The organism is Methylomonas rosea (assembly GCF_024505055.1).
Classification (GTDB): domain Bacteria; phylum Pseudomonadota; class Gammaproteobacteria; order Methylococcales; family Methylomonadaceae; genus Methylomonas; species Methylomonas rosea.
In genome coordinates this window covers 1-18518 of sequence record NZ_JANIBL010000050.1, presented here as the reverse complement: position 1 = coordinate 18518, position 18518 = coordinate 1, and the positions used below count along the sequence as shown (strand labels likewise).

The following is an 18518-nucleotide window of genomic DNA, read 5'->3' as shown; positions in this document are numbered from 1 at the left end:
TTTGCGGAAAACGGCGCTGTAAATGTACGCGCTTGGACAATATTAAATTCACGGTAAATTAGCGTGCGAGGGTTGGCATTTCCTACAGTCCGCGATCTTTGTTAGAATCGCGGGTGATCGCTAGATAATTAAACCAATAAAAACCACCATTTGAGCCATGAATAAAAAGAAAATTATACTATTTGCCGTCTGTTTGGCAGCCCTGCTTGCCGTCCAGATTAAGTTCTTCCTGCCGTTTATGTACGACATCGCCGCTTCTGATTTATTTTTGGTGGAAAGCAAGGACGCGGCCAACCCCATGTCCATTAGTACCGACATGACCGCCTTGGCATTCGCCCACTGCAACACCTATATCAAAAACGAAGCCGACGAAGATCAAAGCCTGTCATTTGCCAGTCAACCTACCAACGCCTGGACTCTCGGCAACTACGAATATATTGTTAATGCCGACGTGGAAATTAGCGGGAAAGACAGCCCCAACGTGATGCGTCACTACGCTTGCCGGATCCAATACGGCAAAGGCGACGACACCTCCGGAGCAAGCGATTTCGAAAATTGGTCTGTTGAAGGTGTAAGCGGCTTGACCGATTAAGCCGCATTCATCTCGCGAAGACGTCCCCTCCGGCTACCGGAGGGTTTGTTGCAGGCCGACTATGCACCAACATCAAGTGAATGCAAATATATCTGCCGAACAGCTAATTTGCATACCAAATTCAGCCTAAACCATCCCTTAGGTTTTCCCATTCCTAGATTTAGCCGCATCCCCCAGCAGTCAAATGGCTTGAGTTCGCCAATCTGAAACAAGCAACTCATAAAACCAGCCTAATGCGCAACACGCATAATACGATCCCTCAGCAAGCACATTTATCAAGAATTGAGATAAGCTTATCTCCAGCAGAGAAACCGCGCCCCCTCACACGCAAAGCCTCGCTAACCGTGACGCAGTTCGTTCCAAACCAAGTTCTTCGGTACAAAAATATGCAAAAAACTCACTTAGCCCTGCTGTTCGCCGGCCTTACGCTTACCCCGCTAGCGGCCAAAGCAGGCCCTGTGCAAGACGATTTCAGCACCTGGATCAGCAGTACCTATCAAACCGATTTTGGCGGCAGCCCCTATTTGGCTTTCCTGGAATTGGCGCCTCGCACCAAAACCGACAATACCTTGTTTAATCAAATTATTGTCCGTCCGCTGCTCGGCTATAAATTAACTAACAAATTGCAACTCTGGCTAGGCTACACCTGGCAGGGCGAGTACAGCGAACAAACCGACTTTGAAATGGCCACCAACGATGCCATGCAGCAGGTGCAGTGGATAGACAACTGGACGCCGCAAGTGAATTTTCAATACCGGTTTCGTTTAGAGCAACGCTTCTTTGCCGATGAAGGCGATGTCGGCCACCGCATGCGGCACCGATTCCGTCTCGTCTACTCTATACCCGACAGCCAAGCCTATTTGATCGCGCTCGACGAGCTGTTTGTGTATTTCAACTCTATAGACGAGGGCCGGCTGGCGCGATCCGTGCAAACCGGCATCAACCAAAATCGCAGCTATGTCGGGGTGGGCTACAAAGTGACAAAAAATTTGAATGTAGACACCGGCTATCAATTGCAATACATCCATAACTACGGCTCACCCGATGTGACCAATCACGTCTGGTTAACCAATATCAACGTCAATTTCTAGGCCGGAGACACTGCGGGGATTTTTGACGGGGGATTTGCGAGACCTTAACCGTCCCGGTCAGCGCGTTGCTTAATCCGGATTATTCGCCAAAACAAGCAAGACCTTACTGCCGAGCTTACGACTGACTCTATATGCAGCCCGGATAGGCTGCATATAGAATCCTCGGTTCTCAGCTAAAAAAGCTCAAACGGTTTTTTACTTCCACAGCTACCAATGCATCGTAATGCCGCCGCAACACCGAATCGGTAGGACGCGGAAATAGCGAGGCCTCAATTTCACTTTGCAGTTGCTCCAGAAAACTGGACGTCGGCTCGGCGCGTTCAGCAGCGAAAGTCTGGCTGGTCAAAGTCGCTGACGTTTGGCCTTTAGCGGAACGAAATAGTTTACCGAAAAAGGAAAGTCCGCAACCCTGAGACGAGTATGCGCACGCAGCGACCAGGCCGCTCAGTATGAACAATACAATGGCTTCGAACATATCAACACCTCATGACTAGTAAAGAATACCGGCCAAACCAGGTTGCCAAGTCAACCCGGCCAGTACCGGCGACTCTTGCTTAGCAATTAAAGTGCCATTGCTCAATAATCATAAGATATTGTTAAATAAATAAAAAACAACTTGCCACCGGCTAAAACCCTGCCGCTTTCCTAACAATTTGTCGTTAATACGCCAAGGCGGTGTCTCAAGAGACTTAATGCCGTGATTTAAGAAGGATCCGGCAAACTCGAAAATGGCTTGCCGGAAATTTACGCCCCTTCCAAGCCATCAAGCATGCAAAATCACCAGCCACGGCCCCAACTGCGCCATACGGATGGCCAAAGACTTTTGCAAGGCTTCCAACATAGCCAAGCTGTCCGTGGGGAACACACCGCTGACGCGCAACTGCTTGATATCCTCACCTTTCAACAGGATCTTGGCTTTTGAATAGCGGTTCAATTCCGCGACCACATCGGCCAGCGTTTGATCGTGGAAAATCAGCTTGCCGCGTTTCCAGGCGCTTAGCTGATTTGGATTCGCTGCGTGCGGTTTGTCCAGACTATCGCCTGGTCGGCCAAGTTACTCGGGTCGGTTTAACTCAGTGACGACAGGCCGCTTTCGGGAATCGGAATTTTATTGCCTGCTTTCCGGCGACGAATCTTAATGGAGGACGGTCACCTGGCGACCCAAACTTGACGGTCGCACTTCTCCAAAGCGGCCAGTCAACCAATCCGCATTCTGCGAACTGGATGCCCAGAAAGCTGCCTTTGGCGACTTCAACCAATCGGCCATATCCGGTAGCCCAAGATCCAGTATCAACAAGTCGTAGGGTTGAGTGCGTAACGCACTGTTCGCAAGCTCCGGTCTCCGCGAGCGTGACATCGAATCCCCAATCGCCAAGGCTACGTGACAAGCCGTCACCTAGAACGGCATCATCTTCGACCAACAGGATTCTCATTGAAAGGGCTCTGGGTGGCGGTAAGGTTCATGAAAACTTGCTGGGATAGAATGGTAAGGTTTGCTTGAATTCAATGGTTTGATTTTCGAGTGGTTAAAGCATTTAGTCTTGAATTTCTGTTGAACCCTTTGTAAGGCGTAACTTGTCATTCAGGTTATTGTTTATTCCGCGGAGAGTAAACAGTGATCATTTCTAATTTCTAATTCTCTGCCTGTATTCTTTGCGAAACGTTGCGGCTAACCGAGGCTTATCTGCTAGCGATGTTGACTGATAGTGGTTAGCCTCTGTTTGTTGCTAAGGTCGAATGATCAATTCCAAATACTTCATTAATTTCTTCGATGTTATCGGACCTTATGGGATTGCCGGACCAGTCGCCGCAAAATAGAAATTTGCAATTGGATTTTTTAGAGGTTTGGCACTGATCGTGATTTTTATCAATCACCTGCCCGATAACCCCTGGTTTTGGTATACCCCTTCTCGATTTGGCCTCAGCGACGCAGCGAAAGTATTCGTGTTTTCATCAGGTTTTGCCTCAACACGGGCCTATGGCCGCTGCTTTGAACGCGCTGGACTGTGGCTGGGGCTAGTTCGTATCCTGCATCGTTGCGTGCAAATTTATAGTGCGCATCTGGCTTCATTTGTACTGCTGGCTTTGGTTTGCGTAATCGGAAATCGCTGGGTACCCGAAATGGATGATATTCAACGCCTGAACATTGCCTACTTTTTCGACGCTACGCAACAAGCGCTGTACGACTTGTTCACCTTGGCTTATGTACCCAATTATTTCGACATCCTGCCTATGTATTTGGTAGTGATCGTTTGGCTACCAATATTCTGGCTGCTATCCCGTTTGCATACCGGCGTAGCTTTAACCGGATCGATAGCCCTATACTGGGCAAGTTATCACTATGGCTGGGAAATGAGCGCTGACCCGCAGAGCGGCCGTGCTTGGTATTTCAACCCCTACAACTGGCAATTGATGTTTTTCACCGGTTACGCATTTGGCGCCGGCTGGGCTAGGGTTAGCCTAAAACACGGCTGGTTGTTGGCGGTCTGCTTGGCACTAGTTTTGGTTTCAATTCCTTTGGAGCATGAGTCGACTTATACCCAAATCAAGTTCTGGGGCAAGCTTCGCGCAAACTTGGCTCCCTGGCTAGACAAAAGCCACTTAGGGGTTTTGCGTTGGCTGCATTTACTCGCATTGGCGTATCTAATGTATTACTTGTGTAACTGGCGATCACAGTGGCTAAATAGCGCGTTGCCACGCGCCATTATCACCATGGGTCAACAATCGTTACCGATTTTCCTCTGTTCCATGGTACTTTCCTATGCGGGCGGCATCTGGCTGGATCACTTAGGACGAGAGGCATGGCCGGCTGCGGCCAGTGGCTTGGGGCTAATGTTGCTGGGCAGCCGGACATGGCCTGGCTGGATACCAAACCCTGGAAGTTTTCACCGACGGCAAGATTGGCGCGAGGCGACAACAACAGCATTTCTGACCAATTTACCTCCGATTATCGGTGGGGTAATCAAGCACTGGCACTGCCGTGCTTAATCAGTTTGGCGGCACTGCCAGCGGTGTTGACCAATGCACCACACTTCAGCGGGCCCTTCACGTCCGACCTCGTCGTTCAAGTACAAGAAACCGATGCCGAGGCTTTACAATCTGTCGAAGTACTGTCACCAGACACGGAGACCGATAAACTGATTGATAGCCGGCAACAGCTTTAACGGATTCTAAGCTCATGGAAGCAAAAGCCGTTCATCAGTTTTTCTTGCATTTGATAGCCATTTTGCTGACTGCTCGGCTGTTTGGCGAACTGTTCGCTCACCTGAAAAGTCCTCCGGTAGTAGGTGATTTGTTGGCCGGTGTTCTGCTTGGCCCCAGCGGATTAGCATGACCTGTTTTTGCTGAGCACTTAACGTTTCCGATGGTTTCTGAGACATGTTACATCCGAACAAACGCCATTTCAGGAACTGCCGCCGCTTTGCTAAGTAAATCCGGGCAATTATCCATGTTAGCGCTGACTTGGTGATACTGTTCATATTGGGATTATCGACCATGCTCAACGGCTTCACGTTGGCTGGTAATCTAGTTTACCGGGATTTTTTTCTGGTGGGTTGCGCTGTCATTATTGGTTATGTCAACGCCTCTATGTGGGCCTCTGCAGCGCTTGCCATAGTGATAGTGAGCGCTTCGTTTATGCGCTCGTTTTGGTTTCTCTCTGCCGAATAAAACCTAAGACAACGCGGCAAACAAACGTTGTCCACGGAGCATCAATCATGCGGGAACACGAAACAACCGAATACTTGCACATCGTCTTGATCAGCATACACGGCCTGATTCGCGGTCACTGTCTGGAATTGGGGCGCGACGCCGATACCGGCGGGCAAACCAAATATGTCGTGGAATTGGCAAAAGCCTTGGCCAAGCAATCGCATGTCGGGCGAGTGGATTTGATCACGCGGCGCATCGTCGACAGCGAAGTTAGCGCCGATTACGCCGAAGCCGTCGAAGCATTGGCGGAAAATGCGCAAATCATTCGTATCGACGCAGGTCCGGAAGGCTATATCCGCAAGGAAGAGCTCTGGGATCACCTGGACAGCTTCGCCGATAATCTGTTGAGTTGGCTGCATAGTCAGCCACATTGGCCGGATGTGTTACACAGCCATTATGCCGATGCCGGCTATGTTGGCGTGCGGCTTTCGCATTTGACGGGTTTGCCGTTGATTCACACCGGACATTCCTTGGGGCGCGACAAGTGCCGCAGGCTATTGGCTTGGGGTTTGACTATGGAGGAGATCGAACAGCGCTATCACATTTCGCGTCGCATCGATGCGGAAGAGGATACGTTGAGCAATGCCGAATTGATCATCACCAGTACCCGCAACGAAATTGAAGACCAATACGAGCTTTATAATTGCTACACACCGGAGAAGATGGCAGTCATACCACCCGGTACCGATCTCGATCAATTTCACCCGCCAACCGCCGATACTGCTAGCTCGGCGTTCGCGGCATCACTGAATAAATTCCTGTACCAACCTGACATGCCAATGATATTGGCGTTGTCGCGACCCGACGAACGGAAAAATATCGTCACCTTATTGGAAGCCTACGGCGAATCACCGCGTTTACAGGCTAAAGCCAACTTGGTTATCGTCGCCGGCAATCGTGATGATATCCGGGAGATGAACGAAGGAGCGCAAGGGGTGTTGACTGAACTGTTGCTGGTGTTGGATTGTTACGATCTTTACGGTCAAGTCGCGCTACCCAAGCACCACAGTGCGGAAGAAGTCGCGGACATTTATCGTCTGGTAGCCTCATCCAAGGGAATATTTATTAATCCCGCTCTAACCGAACCTTTTGGCCTGACGCTTCTGGAAGCCGCCGCCAGTGGCTGCCCGTTGGTGGCTACCGAAAACGGCGGCCCGTTCGACATCATCGGTAACTGCCATAACGGTATATTGGTAGACCCGCTGGATAAAGCCGCAGTCACCGAAGCGTTGCTGAGCATCCTAGATAACCCCGATCTCTGGCGGACACTATCCGAGAACGGACTGCGGAATGTCGCCCGCTATTACTCCTGGGAGGCTCATACCCAAGCCTTTCTTCAAAAACTGCAGCCGTTGTTGCAGCACTTCGAACGCCTGCCGAAAACGCCACCGGTCGCTAGAACTGGCCGGCTGCGGAAGCAGGCTATTTTTACTGCGCTGGACAACACGCTATTGGGCGATGACCAGGGGCTGGAGCAATTCGTCAACTTGATCCGGGAGAAACGTAGAAAATGTCTGTTCGGCATCGCCACTGGGCGACGCCTGGATGCGGTGTTGGCGATTTTGAAGCAAAACAGGATTCCAAGGCCGGATATTCTGATTACCAGCTTAGGTACCGAAATTTATTTCATGCCACAACTTATTGCCGATATTGCCTGGAGTTATCACATCGATCATTTGTGGACGCCACAAGTGCTGCGTCGCGTTCTCGGCAGTCTGCCTGGCCTGACGCCGCAGCCCAAACGCGAACAAAGCCGCTTCAAGATTTCCTATTATTACGATAGCCAACTTGCGCCGCCGATGGAAGAGATACTCACCTTGTTGCGCCAAAAGGAATTGTCGGTGAATCCCACGCTATCGTTCGGACAATTCCTGGACATCGTACCGGCGCGAGCCTCGAAAGGGCAGGCGTTGCGATATGTCGCCCAGCAATGGAATATCCCGTTGGACCATATCCTGGCGACGGGCGGTTCCGGCGGCGATTGCGACATGGTGAGTGGTAATACGTGTGGAGTCGTGGTTGCCAATCGTCACAGCGAGGAGTTGTCGAATTTATCGGACATGGAGCAGGTCTATTTCGCCGAACAGTCTAATGCCTGGGGCATATTGGAGGCCATCGAACATTATGATTTCTTCCATCTCTAACTGGGTGTCAGCGTCATGTTGAAGCGCATCCTGATTTGCACCGACCTGGATCGGACCTTGCTGCCCAACGGCAGTCAGCCGGAGTCCACTGGTGCGCGGGAGGCTTTCGCGCGTCTGGTTTTGCGTCCCGAGGTGACTTTAGCCTATGTCAGCGGCAGGCACCGCGAATTGGTGGAGGAAGCGATCCGTGAGTACGGTTTGCCGGCACCGGATTGGGTGATCGGCGACGTCGGCACCACGATCTATCGGGCAGGCGCAGGAGGCTGGAAGCATTGGGCTGCCTGGGAAGACGACATCGCCACCGATTGGCGCGGCCTGATGGCGAAGGAGCTGCGGCCTTTGTTTGCCGATTTGCCGGACTTGCGCTTGCAGGAAGAAACCAAGCAAAACCGTTTCAAGCTCAGTTATTATCTGTCGATGCGGTGTGATGCAAAGGCTTTGCGCCAGGAAATGGCGAGCCGTCTGGAGGCTCAAAACCTGGCGGCCAGCCTGATTTACAGCGTGGACGAAGCGTCCGCCACCGGCCTGCTGGATGTGTTGCCGGCCCGCGCCACCAAATTGCATGCCGTGGAGTTTTTGATGCGGCATCAGGCTTTTGATATCGACAACACGGTATTTGCTGGCGACAGCGGCAACGATCTGCCGGTGATCGTCAGCCGGATACCGTCGGTACTGGTCGCCAATGCCGACCGTGCCGTGGTCGAACAGGCGCAAGCCCTGATTGGGCAAGAGGGCAACCAGGCGGCCTTTTATCTGGCGCGAGGCGGCTTTTTGAGCATGAACGGCAATTATAGTGCTGGCATACTCGAAGGCATCGTTCATTATCTTCCTGAAACCCGACATTGGATGATGAAAGGCCATGAACACTGATTGCCTCATTACCGCTCACGGCACCCTACTCTTCAGGTGTTTCCCGACGACGTTTTCGGTCACAATGGACGTAAGCCCTATTCCGGTTTCATATACGACGGGAAATGTTGACGCCCCGCCAACATCAGCAGGATAAGACCATGTACGAACAGGTTTCTCACTCGCTCTTAAACGCCATTCTGGATGATCTTAAACCGGAGATTCGTCGCCAGGATCTTCGGCACTTTTACACCCGGCTGGGCGCCAATTTTTATGCGATTTATTCGCTGTTTTTCACCTTGTACGGTCACCGCGAGGATTTCAAGCCGCAAATGCTGCGACTGGTGGAAACTATGGCCAAGGGCTATATCGATCGATCCGCCGAGTTGGAACGCATCGACATCGAGCGCGAACAGGATCACAACTGGTTTCTGTCGCAGAAATGGGTCGGCATGGCCTTGTATACCAACGGTTTCGCGGAAAACCTGGCCGATCTGGTCAGCAAAACAGCTTATTTCCAAGAGCTAGGTATCAATTTGGTACATATCATGCCGATTCTGATGTGCCCGGCCGGCAAGAGCGACGGCGGCTACGCGGTCAGCGACTTCAGGCAAATCGATGACAGGCTGGGCGATCTAAGCGATCTGCGACGGGTAGCCGAGGAATTTAGGAAACGCGATATCCTGCTGGTGCTGGACATCGTGATGAATCATACCTCCGACGAACACGAATGGGCCAAGAAGGCGAGCATGGGGGATGGGTATTATCAGGATTACTACTATGTTTTCGACAGCCGGGAAATTCCCGACATGTTTGAGCAAACCATGCCGCAAATTTTCCCGGAATCAGCCCCTGGAAACTTCACCTGGAATGCCCAGATGCAAAAATGGGTGATGACAGTATTTCACGATTATCAATGGGATCTGAATTACACTAATCCCGAAGTGTTCATCGAAATGCTGGATGTCATCCTATTTTGGGCGAATCAGGGGGTGGATATCTTGCGTCTGGATGCCGTTGCTTTCCTGTGGAAAAAAATCGGTTCTTCCTGCCAGAACGAGCGCAATGCCCATTTAATCTTGCAATTGATGAAGGATTGCTGCCAGGTTACCGCGCCGGGTGTACTGTTCATCGCCGAAGCTATTGTCACACCACTCGAAGTGATCAAATATTTTGGCGAGGATGCGATCATTGCTAAGGAATGCGAAATCGCCTACAACGCCACCTTGATGGCGCTGCTGTGGGATGCCATCGCCACGCAAAATACCAAATTACTGTATCAAGGCGTAAAAAACCTGCCGGCGAAACTGGAACGCGCCACCTGGCTGAATTATGTGCGCTGCCACGACGATATCGGCTTCGGCTTCGACGATAACGATATTCGAGCTGCGGGCTACGATCCTTACGCACACCGGCAATTTCTGGTCGACTATTTCAGCGGCCAATTCGATGCTTCGCCGGCCAGAGGCATGGTGTTCATGCGTAACGAAACTACCGGCGATGCCCGTATCAGCGGCTCTCTGGCGTCTCTGGCGGGACTGGAAGCGGGCCAGAAAACCAATGACCAAGGCTTGATCGATGCCGCAATAAAAAAGATTCTGTTACTGCAAAGCCTTATTTTATCCTTCGGCGGCATTCCGTTACTGTACAACGGGGACGCGCTAGGCGTCGTCAACGACTACAGCTATCAGGACGATCCCAGCAAAAGCAATGACAATCGCTGGATACATCGGCCCAAGATCAATTGGGAAAGGGCTGAGTTGCGCAAGAAACAGGGTACAAGCGAATATGCCCTGTTCAATGCCATGAGAAAAATGATAGCAATCCGCAAAGAAACCTCGTCATTCGCCGACTTCAACAATCGGGAAGTAGTGGATGTCGATAACGAACATTTATTGTGTTTCATACGCTTCAATCACCTGCGCGCTTCCGAGCGGGTCATGATCGTCGCCAACTTCGATGCCAATCCCCAATATCTCGATCTATACCTGCTCCGGAACCGGGGTATCGATCCTTTTGGGCAATTCATCGATTTATACAGCAGCCGTAAACCTGCGCAGTACGATCAGCGGATCGTGTTGCAGGGCTTTCAGTTCTATTGGTTGACGGAAATATAAGGCAATTTAGACGTCGCAGCTTCTAATGTTCCCGGTCAGATCAATCTCATTTTCCGGGTTGGAAAATGCTGTAAAATCGACTAGAGCCTGTAATCGAACGGTGAAATCCATACAGCATTTTGGATCGGCCTTGATCCTGAATGAAGTACATCGTAATGAACGAGTGGATTTGAAACATTGCCTGGACTGTAGCGATGCCGGAACTCGTCAAATTCTCCCGTCCGTCCACCCTTTTTTGCCGTACTATCGCTTATCGGTTCCGCCTTGGCCGGCTTTCTGGATTATCCAAGAGCGGGCGCAGGCGATTTGATTTATTCTCCGGCGCGGCCCTCTCGAAAGTATTGCTCAACACCTTGTTCCGGGTTTATTTTCGAACGAATCCTAACCAATTACGCTGTAATAATATTTATGAAACTAAAAGCTGCTTGTCCCCTAATCCTGCCTAGAGCAGCAGCCACATTATGGACATTGACGTTTTTGTCTCCTTTAAGTTGTTTTGCGTCGGATTTCCTTAAAGTGAACGGAATGGAGATCAGGGACAATTACGGCGCCGGTAAAGAGGTTCATCTTTACGGCACCAATCTAGGAGGCTGGCGGGGCCATGAACCTTGGATGTCGCCATTAGCCGGGGCATCAAATGAGTGGGATGCTCGAAATATTCTCACCAATCGATTTGGAAAAGAGATTGTCTGGGATCTTTACAACACATACTGGGATTCCTGGATCACAGAAAACGATTTCAAGAACATCGCCGAAGCCGGTCTAAATTGTATCCGTTTGCCGATATTTGCATTTAACCATATGGATGACGAAGGCCACTGGCGACTGGACGATACCGGTGCCATTGATTTATCCAGAATTGAGTGGACCGTTAACAAAGCCCTGGAATATGGACTCTACACCATCCTTGATCTGCACGGGGCGCCGGGGTCACAAAACGGAGCCCATCATTCAGGTCGGCAAAACGGCACTCTGCTTTACTCCTCTCCGCTTTATCAGAGTCAACTGGTAGAGTTTTGGGAAACCCTTGCCGCGCGTTTTAAGGACAATGCCGCCGTGGCCGGTTACGACCTGCTGAATGAACCCTCCGAGACCTTTCCCGGCAGGATGGGTTCCGAGGTGGTTAATCTTTACGACCGTCTGTATCACGCAATCCGTAGGATCGATCCCGACCATATCATCATTATGGAAGCTATCTGGTGGTGGGATACTCTTCCCAATCCCCAAGAAAAAAACTGGGAGAACGTCGTCTACTCCTTGCATTATTACCAATGGCAAAACAATAACGATTTCACGGTGATGAAAAACTCCGTGGATGGGTGGATACAAGATGCTCAAAAATGGGGTTCAACATATAACGTACCGCATTTTATAGGGGAGTTCACGCTGTTTGAAAATGCTGAATCCTGGAATTACGGGCTTCAGCAATTTACAGAAACCGGCAGTCACTGGACAACTTGGTCTTATAAGGTAGTGGGCCGCAACAACTGGGGTATGTACAACGCAGCAGGGCACAACAGCAATGTTGCCGATATTGCGGCGGACGATTTAAACACGATTAAACAGAAATGGAGTCAGTGGAACACGCTGGAATATTTTTCACCGAACTCTACCGTTATTAATGCCATGCAAAAAGCAACCTCAAGCCGAGACCTGAAGCGGCCCAATCGAGCCTTACCTTCTAAATTAGAAAAACCAGAGGGACAGAAAATTATTGGTATGGTCAATTAAGTATCGATAAACGGTTTGCGTTTGAAGCCGTTCGGATTCCAAAACAGTTCCGTTGTGCGATTCAAACACCAACGAATTACACGACGTTTCGGCCGAGGATATAAGCAACTGAGCCTGTATTAGCCGGTACCGTATTGCCATACAGTTTCACCTATTTGCAATAATTCCAAACAACAGTTGGCGACAGTTCTACCATTCATCAATAACCGATGCTAACCATTGAAGCTCGATGTTACTAACTCCCTCTAATTCGTTCGGCAAGGAGAGGAAACAGCAAAACAGAAATCATGCCGGCACTGACTAGAACCGCCGCGCGATCCGGGGCCATGAGGCCGGACGAAACACCAATTTCGGTAATGATGACGATCAAGGGTAGACCCGTTGCGGAATACAGCGCAAACGGCAACCTGTCTTTTGGTGCTAACGTTTGATTATAAAGCACTATCGGCGCACCCCGCACCACGATTAACAGCCCTAACAAGCAGGTCACCTGGACCGGCACCAGTGGGTTTGCCCACAGTGCACTGATGTCAAATTTCATGCCGGCAACTATGAAGAAAATGGGAATTAAGAATCCATAACCAATCGCATCCAGTTTCTGCCGGAGAATCACGCCACCGTCACCTTTACTGGCAAGACCCACGACCATGCCAGCCGCGAATGCACCAACCACCACATTCAATCCAAACTCGCCTGCTAAAACCACCAACAGGGCTTGGAGGGCAATACAGAGTCTCACCGGCAATTGACCGGTACTTTGCATGGTTTGGGCGAGGAGTTTTATTAACGAAGAAAAGCGGGCATTGACTGCAATATCCGCAATCACAAAAGTAATCCCTACGAAGGCCACAATGAAAACGGTATGCAAGAATGTGCTATGAGTTGGGATGACCAATAGGGAGACGACAATTAACGGGCCGAACTCGCCCATCGCCGCCGCCGACAGCAGCAACTTGCCGAAATCCGTAGTCGAAATCCCTTCATCCCTTAGTATGGGCGCCAATATGCCAAGTGCGGTGGTCGACAAGGCAGCGGCGGCCAACAGCGGTGTTGCCTGAATCAGGCCAATGGCATGTACGACATACATACAAGCCATGGCCACGCTAAATGACAGCAGCCATCCGCCGACGGCAATGGTCAAGGGTTTGCCTTGAATTTCCTCGAGATTGATTTCCAGGCCCACCATAAAGAGCAAAAATGTCAGACCTAACTCGCCAAGCATACCCACTAAACCATCAGGAGATACCCAGTTGAATATATGAGGACCGACAATCATCCCCAAAAGCATTTCAGCGACCACAACCGGCATTCGAAAGCGCGTCGGTATTTTGACCAGTAAAGGAGCGAAAGCCGCCACCAGGGCTATGACAAATACTGCTATACGATAAGATTCCATGGAGTCTCCTGGATTTTTGCGGGTTAACAACACTGGAATGTCAGGCCAATTTAACGAACCCTTCACTAAATTCGATCTTTTCGCAAATCATTTTCCAGTAACGCTTCATAAACTGGTGGGTTTCCCAACCAATTCGCTATCAGTAATGCTGAAAAACAGGCGATGAATAGCGGCAAAATCAATGTGTAGTTGCTAGTCATCTCGATGATCAACACGATAGCAGTTAATGGCGCTTGTACCACTCCACTAAAATAGGCCGCCATGCCAACCACGGCAAATAACTTTGAGTCCACATTTAATTCTGGGAACAGTAGTTGTATGGCTACACCGACTGACCAACCCAGCAGTGCGCCCAATACCAGAACTGGCATAAAAATCCCGCCCGCTGCGCCTGAACAGGAACAGACGATCGTTAAGACAAATCGGCCGATAAAAAACAACGCAATCGTTTCCAACGGTAGTTGCCGACCTTCCAGTATCTCATTCACGAAGTTATGTCCGCCGCCTAACAATTCGGGGGTTTTCCAAGCCGTAACGGTTAACAATATCGTCAGTGTTAGCCACCAAAACCATTTGGGCCAAAGGGGCAAGGTAATCAATCGCTGCCCCCATAATAAGGAGCGAGTGAACAAACTACCCAATAGGGCGGAAAGAATGCCCAATGGCAAGAATGCGATCAGAAGGTTAAGTGGAGGAGTTGTGAAATTATCGAAATGAAAAGCCGGTTGTTGTCCTAGCACCGCTCTACATACCATGTCGGCCGTCAGGCATGCGATGGCGGCGGTAAAAAATTCAAGCGTAGAACACCGCCTCTCAAGTTCTTCGAGCACGAAGGTCAATCCAGAAAGCGGCGCGTTGAATGCAGCCGTGAGTCCGGCTCCGCCACCGGCTGCGACCAAAATTAAATGATCGGTATTTTTTTTATTTGGCCAAAGATTTGCCAGCCCCTGGCCGATGGCGCTTCCCATATGCACACAGGGCCCCGCCCGCCCGACTACCAGGCCTGCGACCCCCCCGATGATCATGCTAAAAAACTTGGCAATCAACACCCGCAACCAGCGAAAATGGCGGCGTCCTATTAGAATGGCTTTAATATGCGGGATACCGCTTCCGCTAGCCTCTGGCGCAAGCCATCTGATCGCGTCGACAGCGAAAACTAAACTGATTACGGTTAGGCCCATGATCAACCAGGGGCCACTTTCCGTGTTCTGACTCGCGAAGACTAGAAGGCTATTTCTAAATGCTTCGGCACTATCCATCGCAAGTTGAAAAAGTACTGAAACGCTACCTGTCAACAGTCCGAGTAAAACGGCCTGTGGTAACAAGCGGTTCTTCCGCCGCTCCGCGTCTGCCGAGGGGTAGAGTTTGGTTTCTGCTTGATCAATTTTCAACAAGTTGTCCCGAGTGGCAATTCCGTAACTATCATGTCGGATAAGTAAAAGGCAATCGCGATAACGTTAATAGTTGAACACAATATCCAGCCATCAAAAATCGTATGGATGTCAGCATTCTAAAGACAAAACAATGTTTGTGTAAACAATGTTTGCCGCTACACAATAATATTGGCGGTAACGAATACTTATCTTAAAACGGGCAGCCGGCGCATACCTCTGCCGACTTTTGAGACCTTGGATGTTGAGGCCAACTACCGCTTTCAATTTTGCGTTTCAAATGTCATATCGGGTAGCGATGCCTCTGAATTGTTTCGGTCTCGCAAACCAAGTCTCAATGAGAGGGCAATAAGGGTAGCGGAGCCAATCGATAGTATCAGTGGCGACTATTGAATTCTTTTTTCTCCGAATTTGCGGTGCCAGTTGAAGATCGGACAGACTTTTCCACTTTGGATTCCGGTGCTGCGGTAAGGCGTGCAGCTTTACGATTAGACCGGACTAGGCATGCCAGTTTCTTCGGGTCTGAATAAATGTCGCGACCACGAATACTTCTGATTGAATTTTCCCGAGTTCTTGTATAAGAAAGCGATATGCCACAGTTTTTAGCTGCTTGTTTTAGAGCGCTGGAAGATGGCTTTGCTGGTCCGGATTGAGACACCAGCTCCGGATTGTTTTGCCCGCAACCTAGTAGACACACCAAACCGGCAAGACAAAACATATCAACACAACGCATTTGGATTCTTAAAAACGTTGAGGGCTTAGGGGCATATTGCTTTAGCAAAGTAATCGCAATAGTCGCCGCGTCTTGGACGGCACAAAACCAAGTCCTGCTACGATTTCGATTCGATGCCATCCGCGCTTTCCTATCTTAATACACGGTTCAAGTCGGTGAACTGCTGGATAAGCGTAATGTCCGGCTCGTCAAGCAGATTGGGCGATTTGAGCTCAATAACGAAGGCGTTACCGTAGTTTGACAAAATCGTCCTTAATTGGAACTTGCTGATCTAGTGGATTTCCTAAAATTTGAAACTGATTTGCCGATTTACGCCGTCGTAGACGACGATTTATCGATAGGAACCGCGTTCTGTTGTCCGCAGCAGGATGTCAGTAACATGAAGGAAGTCAGGCACACCCAATATATGAAACGCCTGATATGATTTTTTGGAAACATCGTCATTTCGTATTTTTATGTTGCTTTGAAACAGTTCCTATTGAAAAAGAAAGGTGTTCAATTAGCCGAATTAGGACATGTACTGACATTCTATTTCGCGTCAACCTCATGTGTTGGAGGCAAGCTAAGGGGCAGTTATTTCAACGTATTTTCGACTTTTGAAACCACATCAAGCATCTTCACATCAGTTGAGCCGCCCTCAGACTTGCCAGGGGGCATTATATAACCGCATAATGTTTATGCAAACATTGTTTGCCCAAACATAAAAAACCAGTAAGTGCCGCTATTGCCTTTCTAAAGAAATTAGTTTTAGGTTGCAACCGATTCAGCACTCGGGAAGCTGGAGCAGATCTAGGCACAACAACGGTTTGGTGGATAATAATGTCTTTGAACGAAAATTTTGCCGAACATGATTCGTAACCCAAAAGATAAAACATCCTTGAAAACCTCTGACACAGAAGAGTCCAAACAGTGGTCGCATGAGGTATTGAAACAGTTTCGACTGATTTTTAAAGCTGTTCAGCAACATTCGCAATGGGTTGAAACGCATTGCGGTGTCACCAGCGCACAGTTGTGGGCCTTGTGGGAATTGTCAAAAAATCCGGGATTGAAAGTCACGGAGCTGGCCAAGGCGATGTCGATTCATCATTCCACCGCCAGTAATATGCTCGATAAGCTGGCCAAGAAAGGATTAATCATGCGGGAGCGCGTTAGCCAGGATCAGCGGGTTGTCACACTGACGTTGACTCAGGAGGGTTCTGAGTTATTAAACCAAGTGTCGTCGCCGCCACAAGGCATTTTGCAGCATGCGTTATTTGACTTGCCGGAGAATGTTCTCAAGTCTCTTGCCAAGAATCTCGATCTGCTTGTTAAAGAAATGAAAATTAAGGATGACGAAGCGGCGATGCAGCCTATTAATCCGCTACCTAAAAAGTCGCCGTCCAGCAAAAGGAAAGAATGAACGTTTAGGCCAACCCGACAGAGACAACAACAGCGTTGTTACTGGAGTATGAATTTGGGAAGTGATATTGAGAACGATGACGCTAAAGCGGGTCACCGTACTACCGAGATGGAAGACTGTATGAAAGATTTTAATAAGGTTTTGCTCGGCTCATTAGCAGGTGCCGGACTAATGTTATTTTCAACCAACGTGCTGGCTGAAAGCTTATCTCAAGCCCTGGATTTAAGCGGACATGGAGTCGGCTTCCTGTGTATAGGCATATTTACGATCGCCTATCTCTTTGTGGTACTCGAAGAAGTTTTGGAATTACGCAAATCCAAACCGATGATGCTGGCAGCGGCGTTGATTTGGGTGGCGATTGCGCTAGTTTATAAGGATCAAGGCCTATCGTCGGTTGCTGAAACGGCGATTCGGCATGATGTATTGGACTACGGCGAGTTGTTGCTATTTCTGATCGTCTCCATTGCCTATATCAATGCCATGGAAGAGCGACGAGTATTCGATAGTCTGCGGGCTTGGTTGGTAAACCAGGGTTTGAATTACCGCCAGCTGTTTTGGGTGACAGGGATTTTGGCGTTCTTTATCTCCTCGGTGTCCAATAACATGACCACCGCCATGTTGATGTGCGCGGTGGTGATGGCGGTCGGCAAGGATAATCCCAAATTCGTCGGCGTATCCTGTGTCAATACCGTGGTAGCCGCCAATGCTGGCGGCGCGTTTTGTCCGTTCGGCGACATCACCACTTTGATGGTCTGGCAAAAGGGCATCATCGAATTCTGGACCTTCTTCAAGTTGTTCGTACCCTCGGTGGTCAACTTTCTAATTCCCGCTACGATCATGCATTTTGCCATTCCCAAAACTCAGCCGGCGCCCATTCATGCAAAGGTCGTCACCCGCCGTGGCGCCAAGCGCATCGTGGTGTTATTTCTGCTCACGGTCCTGACGGCAGTCGGCTTTCAGAATAGCCTGCAACTGCCGGCTGCGGTCGGCATGATGGCTGGTCTGACCTATCTGCAATTGTTCGGCTATTTCCTGCATATTACCCACCGGGACGAACCGGATTTGGGCCTCGATCCCATGTCCGGCGAGGAAACCCCGGATGCCGGCAGCGAGGATAGTTTGCGCTTCGACGTTTTCCACCATTTGGCGCGGATGGAGTGGGACACCTTGCTGTTTTTCTATGGGGTAGTGTTGTGCGTGGGCGGGATGAACTTTCTCGGCTACCTAAAGCATTTATCCGTGTTTCTGTATGGCGAACTTGGTGCCACGCCAGCCAATGTGCTGGTCGGCGTCATTTCAGCCCTGATCGACAACATCCCGGTGATGTTTGCAATCCTGGCGATGCGTCCGGAGATGTCTGAAGT

16 protein-coding genes are annotated in these 18518 nt (G+C 49.8%); 12 read left to right on the top strand and 4 right to left on the bottom strand.

All coding sequences use genetic code 11. From position 1 onward, the window contains the following. The first annotated feature begins 157 nt into the window (after positions 1-157). Together NP589_RS15350 and NP589_RS15345 are read left to right on the top strand one after the other, a co-directional pair. Complete coding sequence (locus NP589_RS15350) at positions 158-592, top strand: hypothetical protein (RefSeq protein WP_064008728.1); 435 nt, start codon at positions 158-160, stop codon at positions 590-592. Positions 593-978: 386 nt separating this feature from the next. Beyond that, positions 979-1683: a DUF2490 domain-containing protein gene (locus NP589_RS15345; protein ID WP_256607781.1), complete on the top strand. Its 705-nt coding sequence runs from the start codon at positions 979-981 to the stop codon at positions 1681-1683. A gap of 169 nt (positions 1684-1852) precedes the next feature. Here the strand turns inward: NP589_RS15345 and NP589_RS15340 are convergent, their stop codons facing one another. Both NP589_RS15340 and NP589_RS15335 read right to left on the bottom strand, forming a co-directional pair. Beyond that, positions 1853-2158 (bottom strand): hypothetical protein, encoded by a 306-nt coding sequence (locus tag NP589_RS15340; RefSeq protein ID WP_256607780.1) that lies wholly within the window; start codon positions 2156-2158, stop codon positions 1853-1855. Between the two features lie 288 nt (positions 2159-2446). Continuing rightward, complete coding sequence (locus NP589_RS15335; RefSeq protein WP_371929677.1) at positions 2447-2656, bottom strand: FecR domain-containing protein; 210 nt, start codon at positions 2654-2656, stop codon at positions 2447-2449. An 884-nt stretch (positions 2657-3540) separates the two neighbouring features. Between NP589_RS15335 and NP589_RS15330 the strand changes: the two genes are divergently transcribed. The 7 genes from NP589_RS15330 to NP589_RS15300 all read left to right on the top strand — a co-directional run bounded on the left by NP589_RS15330 (position 3541) and on the right by NP589_RS15300 (position 12235). Then, complete coding sequence (locus tag NP589_RS15330; RefSeq protein ID WP_256607778.1) at positions 3541-4671, top strand: OpgC family protein; 1131 nt, start codon at positions 3541-3543, stop codon at positions 4669-4671. 190 nt (positions 4672-4861) lie between these two features. Next, a complete protein-coding gene (locus NP589_RS15325) occupies positions 4862-5017 on the top strand; it encodes a hypothetical protein (protein WP_256607777.1) in 156 nt (51 codons plus the stop codon). A gap of 161 nt (positions 5018-5178) precedes the next feature. Further along, positions 5179-5352, top strand: a complete 174-nt coding sequence (locus NP589_RS15320) for a hypothetical protein (RefSeq protein ID WP_256607776.1) — start codon at positions 5179-5181, stop codon at positions 5350-5352. A gap of 47 nt (positions 5353-5399) precedes the next feature. Next, positions 5400-7538, top strand: a complete 2139-nt coding sequence (locus tag NP589_RS15315) for an HAD family hydrolase (protein WP_256607775.1) — start codon at positions 5400-5402, stop codon at positions 7536-7538. Between the two features lie 15 nt (positions 7539-7553). Further along, positions 7554-8408 (top strand): HAD-IIB family hydrolase, encoded by an 855-nt coding sequence (locus tag NP589_RS15310; RefSeq protein ID WP_256607774.1) that lies wholly within the window; start codon positions 7554-7556, stop codon positions 8406-8408. 140 nt (positions 8409-8548) lie between these two features. Continuing rightward, entirely contained in the window at positions 8549-10504 is a 1956-nt protein-coding gene (locus NP589_RS15305; protein ID WP_256607773.1) for an alpha-amylase family glycosyl hydrolase, read from the top strand. Positions 10505-10912: 408 nt separating this feature from the next. Then, complete coding sequence (locus NP589_RS15300; protein WP_256607772.1) at positions 10913-12235, top strand: glycoside hydrolase family 5 protein; 1323 nt, start codon at positions 10913-10915, stop codon at positions 12233-12235. A 235-nt stretch (positions 12236-12470) separates the two neighbouring features. On the opposite strand, the gene NP589_RS15295 is transcribed toward NP589_RS15300, so the two are convergent. Continuing rightward, positions 12471-13631, bottom strand: a complete 1161-nt coding sequence (locus NP589_RS15295) for a cation:proton antiporter (RefSeq protein WP_256607771.1) — start codon at positions 13629-13631, stop codon at positions 12471-12473. Positions 13632-13696: 65 nt separating this feature from the next. Further along, complete coding sequence (gene clcA / locus NP589_RS15290) at positions 13697-15022, bottom strand: H(+)/Cl(-) exchange transporter ClcA (RefSeq protein WP_256607770.1); 1326 nt, start codon at positions 15020-15022, stop codon at positions 13697-13699. A 1007-nt stretch (positions 15023-16029) separates the two neighbouring features. Between clcA and NP589_RS15280 the strand changes: the two genes are divergently transcribed. From NP589_RS15280 to nhaD, 3 genes are all read left to right on the top strand, one after another. Further along, positions 16030-16179 (top strand): hypothetical protein, encoded by a 150-nt coding sequence (locus tag NP589_RS15280; RefSeq protein WP_256607769.1) that lies wholly within the window; start codon positions 16030-16032, stop codon positions 16177-16179. Between the two features lie 423 nt (positions 16180-16602). After that, positions 16603-17154 (top strand): MarR family winged helix-turn-helix transcriptional regulator, encoded by a 552-nt coding sequence (locus tag NP589_RS15275; RefSeq protein ID WP_256607795.1) that lies wholly within the window; start codon positions 16603-16605, stop codon positions 17152-17154. A 120-nt stretch (positions 17155-17274) separates the two neighbouring features. Next, positions 17275-18518: sodium:proton antiporter NhaD (gene nhaD / locus NP589_RS15270; protein ID WP_256607768.1), on the top strand; the 1244-nt coding region annotated here is incomplete at its 3' end.

Coding starts and splice junctions, on each gene's coding strand:
- NP589_RS15295 (WP_256607771.1), bottom strand. CDS start 13,631: ATGGAATCTTATCGTATAGCAGTATTTGTCATAGCCCTGGTGGCGGCT.
- NP589_RS15350 (WP_064008728.1), top strand. CDS start 158: ATGAATAAAAAGAAAATTATACTATTTGCCGTCTGTTTGGCAGCCCTG.
- NP589_RS15275 (WP_256607795.1), top strand. CDS start 16,603: ATGATTCGTAACCCAAAAGATAAAACATCCTTGAAAACCTCTGACACA.
- NP589_RS15315 (WP_256607775.1), top strand. CDS start 5,400: ATGCGGGAACACGAAACAACCGAATACTTGCACATCGTCTTGATCAGC.
- NP589_RS15300 (WP_256607772.1), top strand. CDS start 10,913: ATGAAACTAAAAGCTGCTTGTCCCCTAATCCTGCCTAGAGCAGCAGCC.
- NP589_RS15325 (WP_256607777.1), top strand. CDS start 4,862: ATGGAAGCAAAAGCCGTTCATCAGTTTTTCTTGCATTTGATAGCCATT.
- NP589_RS15310 (WP_256607774.1), top strand. CDS start 7,554: ATGTTGAAGCGCATCCTGATTTGCACCGACCTGGATCGGACCTTGCTG.
- NP589_RS15340 (WP_256607780.1), bottom strand. CDS start 2,158: ATGTTCGAAGCCATTGTATTGTTCATACTGAGCGGCCTGGTCGCTGCG.
- NP589_RS15305 (WP_256607773.1), top strand. CDS start 8,549: ATGTACGAACAGGTTTCTCACTCGCTCTTAAACGCCATTCTGGATGAT.
- NP589_RS15345 (WP_256607781.1), top strand. CDS start 979: ATGCAAAAAACTCACTTAGCCCTGCTGTTCGCCGGCCTTACGCTTACC.
- NP589_RS15320 (WP_256607776.1), top strand. CDS start 5,179: ATGCTCAACGGCTTCACGTTGGCTGGTAATCTAGTTTACCGGGATTTT.